The organism is Hoyosella subflava DQS3-9A1 (assembly GCF_000214175.1).
GTDB lineage: Bacteria > Actinomycetota > Actinomycetes > Mycobacteriales > Mycobacteriaceae > Hoyosella > Hoyosella subflava.
Genome location: NC_015564.1, coordinates 820,063 through 836,034, shown reverse-complemented (window position 1 = coordinate 836,034; position 15,972 = coordinate 820,063). Strand labels below are relative to the sequence as shown.

Below are 15,972 nucleotides of genomic sequence, written 5' to 3'. Positions count from 1 at the left end.
CACAGTGGCACTAGACACGGCGGCACTAGACACGGGCTTCGTCCTTCACTGCTGCATTACCGGTCAGGGAGAGGAACACATCATCGAGAGTGGGCTGGTGCACGCTGAACTCATGGACATCACAGTTCCCCGGGTCGATGCCGTTGAGGAGTTCACGAACGTGGCGGGCGGCGCCGTCGGTCGCGAAACTGAGGGTCAGCGCGGCCCCATCAGCGGTGACATGCTCCCGTGACGCAGCGATGCGGGAGAAGGCCTCGCGGTTTGCTGCCCTAATGTCGAGGCGCTGCACCCCCACCAGTCGTTTCAGTTCCGCGGGCGTACCTTCGGCGACGATCCGGCCACCATCGATGAGGGTGATGCGGTCTGCCAGGCGATCCGCTTCCTCCAGGTACTGCGTGGTGAGGACAATGGTGACGCCGGACGCTGCGAGCTCAGCAATGATGTCCCACATGGTTTTGCGGCTGCGGGGGTCGAGCCCGGTTGTCGGCTCGTCAAGGAAGATCACTGACGGCTCACCGACGAGACCGGCGGCGATATCGAGGCGGCGGCGCATCCCTCCTGAATAGGTTTTCGCGAAACGCCGGGCGGCGTCGGTCAATTCGAACCGCACCAGCAGTTCGCGGGCTCGCTCCCGTGCTTGCCTCCGTGACAGACCCACCAACTGGCCCATCATCCGGAGGTTCTCCTCCCCCGTTTGCATGCCGTCGAGCGCGGCATACTGCCCCGTCAGGCTGATTTCTCGCCGGACGAGTCCGCGGTCACGGTGGACGTCGAAGCCGGCGATGCGGGCACCTCCGCCGTCGGCACGGGTAAGCGTCGCAAGTATTCGCACGGTTGTTGTTTTCCCTGCGCCGTTAGGCCCGAGCAGCGCGAATATCTCGCCGCGCGCAACCGAAAAGCTCACCCCGTTCAGCACATCGAGGCCCCCATAAGCTTTGCGAAGGCCGGTGACTTCACACATCACGTCAGACAATTTCCTCCTCCTTTTGCGTATCTAGTACGCCTATTGCGTACCTTATACGCAGACTAAGGTTGTTGTCGAGACCGAGGAGGATGATGAGCGCTCCCAGCGACGACAGCCTGCTAACCCCCGCTCTCGCGAAAGCGTGGGGCGTGCAAGCATCGAACGCGCGTGGCCCCAAACCGGCACTCAGCGCCGACCGGATCATCCGCGCTGCGATCTCTGTCGCAGCCGCAGAAGGCGTCGAGGCGGTATCCATGAAACGGGTCGCCGCCGAACTCGACACCGGGCCAATGTCTCTCTATCGGCACATCGCGTCGAAAGACGAGCTGCTGAACCTCATGGTGGACACCGCATGCGGTCCGCCCGATCCCGACCTGCCCTCCGGGACTGACACCTGGCGCACAGGCATCACCCGCTGGGCCTGGACCCTGCGCCAGCGCTACCAGGAAAACCTCTGGGCGATGAGCGTTCCCGTCACCGGCCCACCCGTCGCACCGAACACAGCGCGATGGATGGAAGCAGGTCTGCAATGCCTCGCAAAAAGCCGACTCGACGAAACCGAACAGGTCTCCGGAATACTCCTGATCAGCAGCTTCGTCCGCAGCGAAACTACTCTCACCGCGCAGATCGGAGCGGCGATGCAGCGGGCTGGAACAACGGACGCTCTCAACGGATACGCGGATACGCTGCGTCGAGTCACCACGCCCCGTGAATTTCCCGCCTTGACGCGCGTCCTCGCCGCGGGAGTTTTCGACGCTGACGACGAGCCCGACTTCGATTTCCGCTTCGGCCTTGAACGCATCCTCGACGGGATCGAAACGCTCACCCGCGACTAGCGGCCGGAACTCGCACCAACTGGCTGAGCACCGCAAGCACCGGCAGTTCCACCAACGGTCCAATGACCAGCGCAACGGCTATCAGCGGCCGATCCGGAAACGCTGCTACCGCTAGCGCCAGCGCTATCGGTGAGTTACGCGCGACCGTCGTCATCGTCAAAGTGACTCGTTGATCAGCGTGAAGTCTGAGCATCCGCCCAGTCCCCTGTGCGAGAAACGGCGTGACGGCAAAGAAGAGCAGGAGGGGCAAAAGCAGGGCCAGCAACTCGCCACCGTGGTCGAACACCACGCCTCCCTGCCACGCGAACATGGCGAAAACCGCCACATAAAGCAGCGGGAGAATCGCACGCGAACTGTTATTCGTCAGCCTCCGGCCCGCCGTACTGCCCGCGGTGAGCCGCCGCAGTATCAGCGCAGCGGACAGCGGCACCGCGAGAACCAGCACCACAGCTCCGATCAGTGTGCGTGTGTCGATCATCGCCGCGTCGCCGCCCAGAAGCTGCACGTACACCGGCAGCAAGATCAGCTGGAGGATCAAGTTGATGGGCAAAAGCGCGGCAGCAGAGCCCAAATGACCCCGCGCGAGCGCAGTGAACACCAAATACCAGTCAGTGCAGGGAGTTACGAGCAGCAAGAGCAGCCCGATCCGAAGGTCCGGACTGCCGCCGAGCAGCCCCGCGCCGAGCGCCCAGGCGAACAACGGTGTCCACACGAAGTTGATGACGAGGCTCGCCGCGACGACGGTTCTGGCGTGCCGTGCAGACCTGATCTGTGCCCCGTCCATCTGCAGAAACACCGCCGTCAGCATCAGCAGTAGCGCTGGTAAGACCACGTGCCCCGCGGGTGCGTCGATCGGCAGTGCCACGCCCGCAGCAAGGCCGAGCAGGGCAGCGAGCGCAACGAACACGCTCTGCAGACGTTCAAGCGTCGTCATCGCCCACAGCCAGCGTGCTGCTGATACCCCTCATGCGTCGACGATAAGCGATCCCGCTCGCGCGAGGGTCAGTGCCTCAATCGGGCAGCCATGAACCGTGCAACCCAGACGGAACCCTGAGAGGCATTTGCACTCGGCACAACGGCCCAGATGACGGATCCTCAACCGGCAAGATGACGAACCATGAGGTCATGTCGTCACGGTCGGTGCCGATCATTCCCCAATAGTCCCGTTCGGCGCCGGGCATGTATATGGGCTCACCGACAGCCAGCGAACCAGCCCGCCACTCCGTCGCGGAACCCGCGTGCATGTCGAAGAACAGGAGACTGTCGAAGATGCCCTCGCGTCCCGTGTGCACGCCGAGTGTGGCAGCGTACCGGTGGTCACCGCAGGTCTGCCGATCGTCGATGCGCGGAAACTCAACATTCCGGTCGCTGACGACGGTCCGACTGATCGTCCCTTCATCTGGATCGAGGACAGCACGCACCATAGCCCCGCGCGGCTCATGCTCTTGAGCAGTGAACCCGCCGGGAAAGGACCATTCCGCGTAGTCGACCGCGACCTTGCCATCAGACATGTCGAACGCATTCGCGAAGTGCCATACCCAGAACGCTTCCGTGCTGCACCATCGCACCCTTCCGCCGTCGCGCGGAATGAGCGCGATCCGTACTCCTGCGTCTGGCCGCCAGTCCAGAACAGAACCGCCACGCAGTAGCGCCTCGATGTCGAAGACCAAGGGACACAGGAACAGCACGATGTAGCGGCGCGTGAGAGCCATGTCGTGAATCATCAACGGGACGTCCACGCCGTCCACCACGGTCGGCGGTCTCGTGACAGACCCGTCAGCCGCCACCACCGACCACGTCAGATAAGGCGCCTCCAACAGATAGTTGAACAACACCATTTCGCCCGTCACGGGGTCGATCTTCGGGTGTGCCGTACTCCCGATGGGCATTGCGCCGGAGCACGAGTCCGGTCCTAAAGTGCTCAAGTCGGAGGGGTCGAGGCGGTAGGGCTGGGCAGCTTCCGCCATCGCCAGGAGGCGCCCGCCGTGACGAACGACGTTGATGTCAGGGAGATCCCGCGCCTTCCCTGCTAGCTCTGGACCCACTTCGTCGGCGCTGGGCGTGTAGGGATCCATCACCCCTGCCCAGATCGCATGGCCCGCTTCCTCTTCCGCGACGACCATCGGGGTGCGCACGAACCGGTTCGAATAGCTGACGGCGCCATCCCTGATGCCGATGCGGTGGACCATCGCGTCGCCGTCGATTGGATACACGTAGGTGCCAATCGGATCGAACCGCGGGTTAGGACCATTCCGCAGGTACTCGCCCGAAAGGTCTGGGGGCAGTTCACCTTCGACGTGAAGGCCGTGGACGTCCACCTCGTCGCGTTGCGGCGTGAAGACACCCGAGAGGTGCGTGTGGTGAACCATATCGACGGGGCCTGGCCGGGACGGGGCGGCGGGCTTCTCCGTGGTGCTCATCGGCTACTCCAGCTTGGACGCAAAAGTGACATACAACACACAGCATGCGCTGAGCGCAGACGTTCTGCAACGTGTTGTCACTAATTTGGCTGGAGGGGCGGGACCTTTTCTCTGCACCGCGTACGAACTGTACATTTCTGAGGCAGATCTGTACCGATGGTACGTGGGTGTAAATCCGGTACCTATCGTGCGGAGCATTCTCGCTTCATACGAGCAAAGAGCCTGACCTCCGGATACCGGAGGTCAGACTCCTCGATTCGCACTGCTGAGTGATCGGCTACTTAGTGACGATCTCCTTCAGGCGGGGGTGCGGGGTGAATCGGTTGCCGTACTTGGCGGCTAGCTCCTCAGAGCGCTTGATGAAGCCGTCAACGCCACCCTCGTAGCCCTTGATGAACTGGATGACACCACCGGTCCAGGCGGGGAAGCCAATGCCAAAGATCGAACCGATGTTGGCGTCTGCGTGCGTCATCAGGACGCCCTCGTCGAAGCACTTCACTGTCTCGAGCGCCTCAGCGAACATCATGCGCTCGCTCAGATCCTTGAGCGGAACTTCAAGTTCTGGCGACGACTTAAACGTCTCGCGGAGACCCGGCCAGATGCCGGCCCGCTTGCCGTCCGCATAGTCATAGAAGCCAGCGCCGCCGGACTTGCCGGTGCGCTCGAACTCGCCGATCATCTTGTCGATAACCCGGCCGGATGCGATTGCAGCGTCATCGATCTCTTTACCCTCAGCCTTAGCGGCCTCCAGGGTCTCGTTGAAGATCTTCTGCATCGTCTGGAAGTTCAGCTCATCGGACAGTTGCAATGGTGCAGCCGGGTAACCGGCCTGCAGCCCTGCCTGCTCGATCGTTGCGGGCTCGATGCCCTCTTCAAGCATCTTGATGGCTTCGTTGATGAACATACCGATGACGCGCGACGTGAAGAAGCCGCGGCTGTCGTTCACCACGATCGGGGTCTTCTTGATCGCGAGGGTGTAGTCGAACACGCGGGCCAGCGCCTCGTCTGACGTCTTTTCACCCTTGATGATCTCGACCAGCGGCATCTTGTCCACAGGCGAGAAGAAGTGGATGCCGATGAAGTCTTCCTGACGCTTCACACCCTGAGCCAGGCCCGTGATCGGAAGTGTCGACGTGTTGGATCCGAGGACGGCGTCCGAATCGACGATGTCCTCGATTTCCTGGAAGACCTTGTTCTTCAGATCAGGGTTCTCGAACACGGCTTCGATAACGAAGTCGACGCCAGCGAAGTCGGCGGCATCAGCACTGGGCGTGATCCGGTCGAGCAGCACCTTCGACTTCTCTTCCGTGGTCTTGCCGCGGGAAAGCGCCTTAGCCTCAATCGCTTCGGAGTACGCCTTGCCCTTTTCTGCGGCTTCGATGGTGACGTCCTTGAGGACGACATCCATACCGGCCTTGGCGGAAACGTAAGCGATACCGGCACCCATCATGCCGGCACCGATAACACCGACCTTCTTGATCTCACGCCGCTCGATACCATCTGGGCGCGAACGACCATTGTTGATGGCTTGCAGGTCGAAGAAGAAAGCCTGCGTCATGTTCTTCGCGACCTGCCCGGTGGCAAGTTCCACGAAGTAGCGGTGCTCGATCTTCGCCGCATTGTCGATATCGACCTGCGAGCCCTCTACTGCCGCTGCCATGATCGCGCGCGGAGCAGGCATCGGGGCACCCTTGATCTGCTTGCGCAGGTTCGCGGGGAACGCCGGGAGCATCTGCGCGAACTTCGGGTTCGACGGGGTGCCGCCGGGGATCCGGAAGCCCTTGACGTCCCACGGCTGCTGCGCCTCAGGGTTGGCCTTGATCCAGGCCTTCGCGGCCGGCACCAGCTCGTCGATGGAATCGACAAGTTCGTTGACGAGGCCGATCTCTTTCGCCTTCTCCGGACGGTGACGCTGCCCCTGCAGGAGCACCTGCATCAGCGCGTTCTGCAGGCCGAGCAGCCGGACAGTGCGGACGATGCCGCCGCCACCTGGCAGCAGACCGAGCGACACCTCAGGCAGACCGATCTGCGAGCCCTTGACGTTGGCCGCGATGCGGTAGTGCGTCGCGAGCGCCAGCTCCAGGCCGCCACCGAGTGCCGCGCCGTTGATCGCCGCAACTACTGGCTTGCCGAGAGTTTCGAGAGCACGGAAGCCTTTCGCCAGGTCAGCAACCTGGTTGTAAACCTTCTCGGCGTCCTCTGGCTGCACCTTGATCAGGTCGTCAAGGTTGCCGCCCGCGAAAAACGTCTTCTTGGCAGAGGTCAGGACAACACCGGTGATGGTGTCCTTCTCTGCGACCAGGCGCTCAACGGTCTCCTGGAAGGAGCGGCCGAAGAGCTCGTTCATCGTGTTGGCGCCCTGGGTGGGGTCATCCATGGTGAGCGTGACGATGCCGTCGCCGTCCTGCTCCCACGCAATCAAGTTGCTTTCACTCATCGTGATTACTTGCCTTTCGAGGAAATTCCGGGGATCAGGTCAGACGCGTTCGATGATGGTCGCGACACCCATGCCGCCACCGATGCAAAGGGTGACGAGCGCACGGCGAGCGTCACGACGCTCGAGTTCGTCGACCATGGTGCCGAGAACCATCGCGCCGGTCGCACCGAGCGGGTGGCCCATTGCGATCGCGCCACCGTTGACGTTGAGCTTCTCGTCCGGAATCTTCAGGTCCTTCTGGTACTTCAGAACAACCGAGGCGAACGCTTCGTTGATCTCGAAGAGATCAATATCGTCGGCGGTCAGGCCAGCGTTGGCCAGCGCCTTCTCCGATGCCGGGGTCGGCCCGGTGAGCATGATCGTCGAGTCGGCGCCACTTGTGGCGGTCGCAACGATGCGTGCACGCGGGGTGAGGCCGAGGTCCTTGCCTGCCTGCTCTGTTCCGACGAGGACAAGGGCAGCACCGTCGACGATGCCCGACGAGTTGCCGCCGTGATGCACGTGGTTGATCTTCTCGACCTGGTGGAACTTCTGCAGCGCGACAGCGTCGAAGCCGCCCATTTCGCCCATGCCAGCAAACGATGGCTTGAGCCCAGCGAGGTTCTCGGCGGTTGTGCCGGGACGCATGTGCTCGTCGTAGTCAAGGATGGTGAGACCGTTCTGGTCCTTCACCGGCACGACCGACTTGGCGAAGTAGCCCCCTGACCAGGCCTTAGCGGCGAGGTCCTGTGAGCGCACCGCGTAGGCGTCGACGTCGTCGCGGCTGAAGCCCTCGAGCGTCGCGATGAGGTCCGCGCTGATGCCCTGGGGAACGAAGTAGGTGTCGAATGAGGTCGCGGGGTCCATGGCCCACGCGCCGCCGTCCGATGCCATTGGGACGCGGGACATCGACTCGATGCCGCCCGCGACAACCATTTCGTCCCAGCCGGAACGGACCTTCTGCGCAGCCATGTTGACAGCCTCGAGGCCTGAGGCGCAGAAACGGTTGATCTGCACCCCGCCGACGGTGTCTGGCATGCCCGCGGCGAGCACCGCGGTACGCGCGATGTCCGCGCCCTGGTCGCCGACTGGCGTCACGCAGCCGAGAATGAGGTCGGAAATGCGGCTCTCATCGAGATCCGGGAACCGGCGGCGCAGCTCATCGATCAAGCCAACCACGAGCGAGATCGGCTTGACGCTGTGGAGCGAGCCGTTCGCCTTTCCTTTGCCACGGGGCGTGCGAATTGCCTCGTAGATGAATGCCTCGCTGTTTGTGGTCACGAGTGCATCTTCCTTTCTATTGCGATGGTTCCCGCACCCCTGTCCAGGGCGGAGATTCCGGTTACAGTGTCGGGATGCTGGTGCCCCGCCTTGAACCATTCCGGACGACGATCTTCGCCGAAATGACCGAATTGGCTGTGTGTCATGATGCCATCAATCTGGGGCAGGGATTCCCCGATGAGGACGGGCCAGCTGAGCTTTTGACCGCAGCGTGCGACGCGATCACCGGCGGTTTCAATCAGTACCCGCCGGGCGCGGGCGTTCTGGCCCTGCGGGAAGCGATTTCCGCCGACCGCGAGGGGCGCTACGGGACTATTTACGACCCAGACGGTGAGGTTCTCGTTACCGTCGGCGCGACCGAAGCCCTCACCGCGTCTCTGCTTGCGCTCGTCGAGCGTGGCGACGAGGTTGTGCTGATCGAGCCGTACTACGACTCGTACGCCGCTGCCGTCGCCCTGGCGGGAGCCCGGCACCGCAGCGCCAGACTTGTCCCGAACGGCCGCGGATTCACGCTCGACCTTGATTCGCTGCGCGAGGCCGTCACCCCGGACACGAAGGTCCTGGTTGTGAACTCGCCGCATAACCCCACTGGCACGGTGCTCCCCGCACCCGACCTTGCGGCAATCGCGGAAATTGCGATTGACAACGACCTCATCGTCGTTTGCGACGAGGTGTACGAGCACCTTCTGTTCGACGGCCGCGTGCACACGCCACTCGCCAGCCTGCCGGGGATGCGCGAACGCACCCTCGCCGTGTCCAGCGCCGGCAAGACCTTCAGTGTCACCGGGTGGAAAATCGGCTGGGTATGCGGGCCCCGCAACCTTGTCGGCGCGGTGCGCGCGGCCAAGCAATTCCTCACGTTCGTTGGCGGTGGACCCTTCCAGCCAGCCGTGGCGACCGCACTGCGCACGCAGCTTCCCTGGGTGGCCCAGCATCGAACCACACTGCAGGGAAAACGCGATGTTCTGGCCCGCTCTCTCAGCACAGCGGGACTTGTTCCGCACACCAGTGACGGTACCTACTTCATCTGCGCGGATCCACGCCCCCTCGGCTACACCGACGCGGCCACGTTCTGCAGGACACTGCCGGGCAGCATCGGCGTTGCCGCGGTCCCGGTCAGCGCCTTCACTGACGCTGCCGACAGCGCAAGCTGGAAGCACCTGGTGCGGTTTGCCTTCTGCAAACAGCACCAGGTCCTTGAGGAAGCCGCGAAGCGCTTGGCGCGCCTCGCGGAGGATCCGGCTAATCACTCTGGCGTCGCCTCAGAGATTCAGTGAGCGGCCGATGATTTCCTTCATGATCTCGGTCGTCCCGCCGTAAATGGTCTGCACGCGGGAATCAAGGAAGGCTTTAGCGATGGGGTATTCACGCATGTAGCCGTACCCACCGTGCAGCTGGACGCAGCGATCGATGAGCTTGGTCTGCAGTTCGGTAGACCACCACTTGATCATGGCGGCGTCCTGAACGGTCAGCGTCTTCTCGTTCAGCATTTCGATGTACTTGTCCACAGCGAGACGCACCATCTGAGTCTCGGTGGCAAGTTCAGCGAGCACGAAGCGAGTGTTCTGGAACGCGCCGATGTTCCGGCCGAACGCCTTACGATCGCGGCAGTACTCGATCGTCATCGCGAGGCAGCTTTCCATCGCCGCGGCAGCGACCACTGCGATGGAGAGACGCTCTTGCGGGAGGTTCTTCATCAGGTAAATGAAGCCCATACCTTCTTCACCGAGGAGGTTCTCAGCGGGTATCCGAACGTTGTTGAAGTGCAGTTCAGCAGTATCCTGCGCCTTCAGGCCGACCTTGTCGAGGTTACGGCCGCGCTCGAACCCTTCCATGCCGCGTTCGACGACGAGCAGGCTGAAGCCCTGCGCACCCGCATCGGGGTTCGTCCGGGCCACCACGATCACAAGATCAGCGTTGATCCCGTTCGTGATGAAAGTCTTCGATCCGTTGAGAATCCAGTCGTTACCGTCTTTTTTGGCAGTCGTTTTGATGCCCTGCAAATCCGAACCAGTGCCAGGTTCAGTCATTGCGATGGCGGTGATGATCTCGCCGGAAACAAAACCTGGCAGCCAGCGCTGCTTCTGCTCCTCGGTCGCGAGTTCCGTCAGGTAGGGCTGAACGACATCGTTGTGCAGCATGAACCCGACGCCGCTATACCCGCCCCGGGTTGTCTCCTCAGACACGATTGCGTTGAAACGGAAGTCTGGATCGCCACCGCCCCCGTACTTTTCTTCGACAGCGGTGCCGAGGAAGCCGAGCTTGCCTGCCTCCACCCACAGATCCCGCGGGACGATTTCGTCCTTTTCCCACTGCTCGTGGTGTGGTGCGACGTGCTCTTTCAGGAATGCCCGAAACGAATCACGAAACATGATCTGTTCGGGGGTGAAGAGGGAGCGTTCCACGCTGAAGATCTCCTTCGATACGGTTCAGACCATACGGCCGTCAGCTGTAACAGTACGTCGCGGGTATGACAAATTCGAGGACCAAGCCGTGCGAAGTCTATGACCGAAACGATCACATAGAGTGGGGTGTGACCATTTCGCTCACGAGTTGCACCCCATGATGAAACGGCCTATACCCACTGACTACGTCGCCCGCACCATCCGCGCCGCGGATCGGCGCGGTATCGACCTGGAACCAGCATTGCGGGCGGCAGGCATACGCCCTGCCCTCCTGACGGATCCCGACTCCAGGGTCACCCCCGAGCAGGCGACCGCCTTCACGCAGGCCGTGTGGACGATCACCGGTGATGAACTCGGCGGACTGGGAGCCGCCCCCGTCCCGCGAGGCTCGTTTCGCCTGGTCACGTTCGCGCTGATTCACGCTCCAGACCTTGAGCACGCGCTGAAGCGCATGATGTCCTCGCTGCCCGCGCTGCCCGCGATGACACCTATCGACTTCCGCTTTCACAGCGAGCCGGGCGAGTCAGGCACGCTGGTCCTCGACCTGCGGGGCCGCGCCCCAGACCAGGTCACCCAGCTGCTGATCGAACTGGCTTTCCTGCTGATACACCGTTTCTCCAGCTGGCTCATCGGCCGTGCGATCACGCCACTGAGTGTCAGCCTGCCGCACAGCGCACCTGAGGACTTTGAGCCGCGGTTCTACCGCAATCTCTACGGCGTCGCGCCTCACTTCAGTGCCCCCGCAGCCACGATCCTCTTTGACCGCGAGACGCTGCAGTCCCCCGTCGTACAGACCGAAAACACCCTCCGCGAATTCCTGCGCAACTCCCCCGCGGTGCTCTTCAGCGAGCCGACGGGCAAGACACCGCTGACCACGAAGGTCCGAAGAATGCTGGAGCGGGGCGTTGCGGGAGGAATCCCCGACGCCACGACGATCGCGGAGCGGTTGTCAATGAGTGAATCTCACCTCCGCCGCCTGCTGCGAGCCGAGGGAACGTCAGTCAACCAACTGCGCCAAGAGGTGCTGTGCGATGCCGCGCTGCTGCGGCTGCGACGCGGCGACTCGACGAATCAGATATCGGCCGCGCTCGGCTTCTCCGAACCAAGCGCGTTCCGGCGTGCGTTCAAACGCTGGACCGGCAACAGTCCCGGCACGTTCCGCGCCGCGCCAGAGCGCACTAGTGCCCCCGCTGGTTCCTGACTTCGAGATATCCCTGCAGCGCACCGAAGCCGAAGGCAGCATCGTCGATCCGCCGCAACAGTATGTACCGCGGCAAGTCAATGCGCTGATCGGTGTCTTTGCGCGAGAACCAGTCACATACCCCCTCTGCGACAGCGACGGCCACCAAGGCCGTGCGGGCGCGTTTGGAGAGGAGCGCGGCAACAACGGACAGCGGCCAGGCGTGGCGCAGGAGCAGCGCAGACACCCGCCAGAAGGCGCCTCGGAACTCGAGGGCCCCCATCGTAGCGGCAGTCTGCCAGGGGCTCTCCACGGCAGGGACTTTCTTCGCGAGCCGCACCCCTCCTGCTAGCACCAGAGCCAGTGAACCCAGCACCGTTGACCGGACTCCGAGCAGGACCAGGACGCCGAGGATCGCAGGCCACACGCGGGACCAGACGGGCAGCCGACCCGAACACGAGAACGTTGTGGACAGCTTCGCGGTAGCGCTTCCCGCGACAGCGCGGGAGGTCATCCACTGCAGGAAACTCCCTGGGGCCTCGCTGCGCACCACCGCGACGGGGTCAAAGCGGACCCGCCAGCCTGCGGTTACGAGCCGTAAGCAGACGTCAGTTCCATTCATCGCGGGGAACGCACCGTCGAATCCGCCCGCTGCGATGAGCGCTTTACGCCGGACCACCAGCGCACATGCCGGAACGCCGAATGGCGCAGATTCTGGGTGCAGCCCGCATTCTCTGCGCCCTGGCTCCAGCGACGGGCGCATCGCGTCATATCTCTGAATCCACCGGCGACGACTTTGCAGCGGCGAAAGACGCGGCACGACGAGCCCCACGTCGGGGTCCGCGAAATGCGCGAGCAGTGCCTCCGCCCACAGTGAACCTGGCTCCACCCCTGGATCAAGAAACGCCACGAAAGGGGTGGTTGCGGCGCGCAAGCCGGTGTTTCGTGCCGCGGCCGCACCGAAAGGCTGCTGGTGCCGAATCACCGTCACCCCGGTGCGCTCGACGGGAACACACGATCCATCGTCGACGACAATGACGGCCACACCGGCCAGCTCGGCAAGCAACCGATCGAGGCCATGGGTGTCCTCGTGGACGGGGATGACCACAGTGAGTTCGGCCCGGGACGGTCCGCGCGAAGGCCGCGGGTGCGCGACGCCAAGGTCGAGCAGCCTGCGCGCAAGCGCGGCACTAGCGTGGTCGCCCACTTCGAGGACTCCATCCTCGATCATGGTGGCCTCAGCATGCGTCAACTGAACAACGGTTCCGAACGGCGCAACCAGGCTCAGCCCGCGATCCGCGATCCGGACCCTCGCATCGAGTCGGACCGCGAACCCAGTTGGCAGTCGATCGGTAGACATGTGCGTTTCCGTCCGTGCTGTGACGGCTGTCGCGCTCAGCGCCCTCATCGCCTCCCCATCTAACCCCAGGCTTCGTCGCCGAGACCCCGCCGTTCACCCCTAAGGGCGATTAACAACCGGGCCTCACATATCGTGTTCCACGAAGCCCTGATTCCGCAGTGAAATCACACAATCACATCCGAACTAATTCTGCGTCGAACCAGTGTCGGCAGGAATACGGTACGCGACGCCTGTGAGCGCCTCCGACTCCTCCCATAGCCCCTTCGCCAGAGTACGATCCCGGGACCGTTTGTTCGAGCGGACGAGCACGGGCGAGCCACGCTGTTCGAAGCGCCCAGCGGGGCCGACATAGCTACCGCCGGGCAGGCTCGGAGCCGTCGCGGCATACAAACTTGGCAATGCGCCACCCTCTGCGCTTTGCGCGAGCAGCTTGTTCGTTACCCGCATGAGCCGATCCTGGATGGTTCCGGTGTGCGACTGGAGGCCTGTCGACGCGTAGCCGGGGTGCGCCGCCACGGCGCGCATGCCCGACCCGGCCGCGTCGAAACGCCGCTGTAGTTCATAGGTGAAGAGGAGATTCGCGAGCTTTGACTGCGCGTAAGCCGGCCACCTGCGGTATTTGCGCCGCTCCCAGTTCAGGTCCTTCAGATCGACGCGGCCGATAAGGTGCATACCGCTCGAGACCGTCACAACCCGGTCGGTGATCCGGTCGAGCAGCAGCCCGGTGAGCGCGAAGTGACCCAGATGATTGGTGCCGAGTTGCATCTCGAACCCATCCTTGGTGCGTGTCTTCGGGACAGCCATCACGCCTGCATTGTTGATCAGGACATCGATCTGAGGGCACTCATTCGTAAACGCGTACACCGAACTGAGATCAGCAAGGTCGAGGGAGCGCACTTCACATTGCGCTTCCGGCTGACTTTTCCGGATTCGATCGGCGACTGCCTCGCCCCGATCGGTGTTCCGGCACGCGAGAATTACCGAGGCACCGGCCTCTGCAAGCACCCTGGCAGTCACGGCGCCGAGACCGCTATTCGCACCGGTTACTACGAACGACCGGCCCGACTGATTATTCATCTCACCGGGCGTCCATCCATACATGCCTATGGACACTACGATCCTCGGCGTCCAGGCGCCATGCCCGACGGGAAATTGCCGATAAAGAAAGACCAGGCTCCCGAGTTCGCGCGCGAACGGACCTACTGGTCGAGCATCAGAGAATCTGAGACATGCGAGACACGGCCACTACAACCCGAATATGACTGTAGAGGTCTGATCCCAGCCCCCTACAGAGAAACATACCAACGGTGGCCAGGGCCGGGATCGAACCGGCGACGTCGATCCCGACCTCTGCCATTGCCTCGACCGTCGGCGGGTTGATGACAAGATACTTGCTGGTTGACTCGCAACTGTATATACTTGTTAGCTAACACACAAAACGGCAACCGAATCACGTGAAGGACATCGATGGACACCAAATTCAGCACGATCTACCTCGACGGTGGGTTTGTGGAAGCGTTGAGCCAACAGCACTCGGAGGTGCTAAACCCCGCCACTGAACACGTGGTAGGAGTTGCACCTGCCTGCGGCGCTGCGGATGTCGATCGCGCCGTCGCGGCGGCACGGAAGGCCCTCACCCGGCAGGACTGGGCGGGCACCTCAGGTGCTGATCGGGCTCGACTTCTCGAGCGCTTTGCCGACGAGCTGACCGCACGAGCCGATGACATGGCTACGGTGATTACCAGTGAGGCGGGCTTCCCGGCGATGCTCACCGGGCAGGTACACGTTCAGCAGGCCATCGAGTTCGTCCGTTACTTCGCCGCCCTGGTTGCAACAGAACAACTCTCGGAGTCTCGGCAGACTCACAATTCCCCTGCGACTGTCGAAATCCGGCAATGCCCCGTCGGAGTGGTCGCCACTCTGACCCCATGGAACATCCCATTGCTGGGCGCATTGTCCAAGATTGCGCCCGCGTTGGCGGCGGGCTGCACCGTTGTGCACAAGCCGGCACCGCAGACTCCGTTGTCGTCTTATCTGCTGGCAGATGCGGCCCACGCGGCGGGTTTCCCGGCCGGAGTGTTCAACATGGTGCCGGCGGATCTCGCAGGCAGCCGGCGGCTCGTCGCCCATCCCGACGTCGACATGGTCGCATTCACTGGAAGTACCGCCGTCGGGCGTGAGGTCGCCGAGTCGTGCGCGAAGGATTTCCGCAGATGCGCACTAGAGCTGGGCGGAAATGCAGCTGCCATAATTCTTGAAGATGCATCCGTGGAACTGATTAGCGCAGGCCTGGGTCTCACCGGGCTGGCCCTCAACAATGGAGAGGCCTGCATAGCGCAGCGCCGCGTCCTCGTTCCACGGAACCGCCACGATGAGATCGTTGCGGTACTGGCAGGTGTCGCGCAGTCACTGAAGGTGGGCGACCCGGCACAGCCCGACACCGTGATCGGGCCGATGATTACCAGACAGCATCGCGACCGGGTCCTGGACTATGTCAGCGAGGCGGCGGCGGCTGGTGCGGTGGTGGCTGCGGGCGGTGGCATCCCGGCAGACTTGGATACCGGGTACTTCGTTGAGCCGACGGTGCTCGCGAACGTGTCCAATGAAATGCGAGCCGCTCGAGAGGAGATCTTCGGACCGGTGCTGTGCGTCATCGCGTACGACACCATCGAGGAGGCAATTGAAATTGCCCAGGACACCGAATATGGCCTTTCAAGCTCGGTCTGGACCGCCGACTTCGCGCGCGGCCAGGAAGTCGCACGGCAGCTGCGGGCTGGGTCGGTCTACATCAATGCCAGCCTTGCCCTCGACCCCGCGATTCCATTCGGAGGATTCGGATCGTCCGGTATCGGGCGGGAACTTGGCCCCGAAGGGCTCAACGAATATCGGGAGACACAGGCCATTTTCACGCCGTTGGGGTAGGCGTGCGAACAAAGTCGGCGTGACCGAAATAGTCTCGCCGATCGTAGGCAGACGAACGCAACTGTTGCGATCGCGGATGCGGAATCGGAGAATCAATCCTGGGTCGCGCGTCGCAAAACTTAGCTTGCCGGACGACAGGAATACCGCGGCTTCTGATTGCGTAGCTATCTTGGGCATTCGGATGGTCA

At 62.8% G+C, this 15,972-nt stretch carries 12 protein-coding genes; 4 read left to right on the top strand and 8 right to left on the bottom strand.

The window, feature by feature from the left end; genetic code table 11:
- Positions 1 to 25: 25 nt before the first annotated feature.
- A complete protein-coding gene (locus tag AS9A_RS03910; protein WP_013805604.1) occupies positions 26 to 964 on the bottom strand; it encodes an ATP-binding cassette domain-containing protein in 939 nt (312 codons plus the stop codon).
- A gap of 92 nt (positions 965 to 1,056) precedes the next feature.
- Between AS9A_RS03910 and AS9A_RS03905 the strand changes: the two genes are divergently transcribed.
- Positions 1,057 to 1,800, top strand: a complete 744-nt coding sequence (locus AS9A_RS03905; RefSeq protein WP_013805603.1) for a TetR/AcrR family transcriptional regulator — start codon at positions 1,057 to 1,059, stop codon at positions 1,798 to 1,800.
- On the opposite strand, the gene AS9A_RS03900 is transcribed toward AS9A_RS03905, so the two are convergent.
- From AS9A_RS03900 to AS9A_RS03885, 4 genes are all read right to left on the bottom strand, one after another.
- The gene (locus AS9A_RS03900) at positions 1,787 to 2,734 is read right to left on the bottom strand and encodes an arsenic resistance protein (protein WP_013805602.1); all 948 of its coding nucleotides are present in this window, start codon (positions 2,732 to 2,734) and stop codon (positions 1,787 to 1,789) included. The two genes, AS9A_RS03905 and AS9A_RS03900, sit on opposite strands and share 14 nt — an antisense overlap.
- A 76-nt stretch (positions 2,735 to 2,810) precedes the next feature.
- Complete coding sequence (locus AS9A_RS03895) at positions 2,811 to 4,220, bottom strand: carotenoid oxygenase family protein (RefSeq protein ID WP_013805601.1); 1,410 nt, start codon at positions 4,218 to 4,220, stop codon at positions 2,811 to 2,813.
- A gap of 277 nt (positions 4,221 to 4,497) precedes the next feature.
- On the bottom strand, positions 4,498 to 6,657 hold the full coding sequence (locus AS9A_RS03890; RefSeq protein ID WP_013805600.1) for a 3-hydroxyacyl-CoA dehydrogenase NAD-binding domain-containing protein: 2,160 nt from the start codon (positions 6,655 to 6,657) through the stop codon (positions 4,498 to 4,500).
- A gap of 39 nt (positions 6,658 to 6,696) precedes the next feature.
- Complete coding sequence (locus AS9A_RS03885; RefSeq protein ID WP_013805599.1) at positions 6,697 to 7,917, bottom strand: acetyl-CoA C-acetyltransferase; 1,221 nt, start codon at positions 7,915 to 7,917, stop codon at positions 6,697 to 6,699.
- Positions 7,918 to 7,991: 74 nt separating this feature from the next.
- Here AS9A_RS03885 and AS9A_RS03880 point away from each other — a divergent pair, with 74 nt between their 5' ends.
- On the top strand, positions 7,992 to 9,194 hold the full coding sequence (locus AS9A_RS03880; RefSeq protein ID WP_013805598.1) for a pyridoxal phosphate-dependent aminotransferase: 1,203 nt from the start codon (positions 7,992 to 7,994) through the stop codon (positions 9,192 to 9,194).
- On the opposite strand, the gene AS9A_RS03875 is transcribed toward AS9A_RS03880, so the two are convergent.
- Entirely contained in the window at positions 9,180 to 10,322 is a 1,143-nt protein-coding gene (locus AS9A_RS03875) for an acyl-CoA dehydrogenase family protein (protein WP_013805597.1), read from the bottom strand. The two genes, AS9A_RS03880 and AS9A_RS03875, sit on opposite strands and share 15 nt — an antisense overlap.
- Before the next feature lie 157 nt (positions 10,323 to 10,479).
- Here AS9A_RS03875 and AS9A_RS03870 point away from each other — a divergent pair, with 157 nt between their 5' ends.
- Positions 10,480 to 11,523 carry an AraC family transcriptional regulator gene (locus AS9A_RS03870; RefSeq protein WP_013805596.1) on the top strand — a complete coding sequence of 348 codons (1,044 nt, stop codon included), beginning with the start codon at positions 10,480 to 10,482 and terminating at the stop codon, positions 11,521 to 11,523.
- On the opposite strand, the gene mftF is transcribed toward AS9A_RS03870, so the two are convergent.
- Positions 11,501 to 12,862, bottom strand: a complete 1,362-nt coding sequence (gene mftF, locus AS9A_RS03865; protein ID WP_013805595.1) for a mycofactocin biosynthesis glycosyltransferase MftF — start codon at positions 12,860 to 12,862, stop codon at positions 11,501 to 11,503. The genes AS9A_RS03870 and mftF overlap by 23 nt on opposite strands.
- 183 nt (positions 12,863 to 13,045) lie before the next feature.
- Entirely contained in the window at positions 13,046 to 13,963 is a 918-nt protein-coding gene (locus AS9A_RS03860; protein ID WP_041450849.1) for an oxidoreductase, read from the bottom strand.
- Between the two features lie 366 nt (positions 13,964 to 14,329).
- Between AS9A_RS03860 and AS9A_RS03855 the strand changes: the two genes are divergently transcribed.
- Positions 14,330 to 15,784, top strand: coding sequence for an aldehyde dehydrogenase family protein (locus tag AS9A_RS03855; protein WP_013805592.1), 1,455 nt, complete (start codon positions 14,330 to 14,332; stop codon positions 15,782 to 15,784).
- Positions 15,785 to 15,972 lie beyond the last annotated feature (188 nt).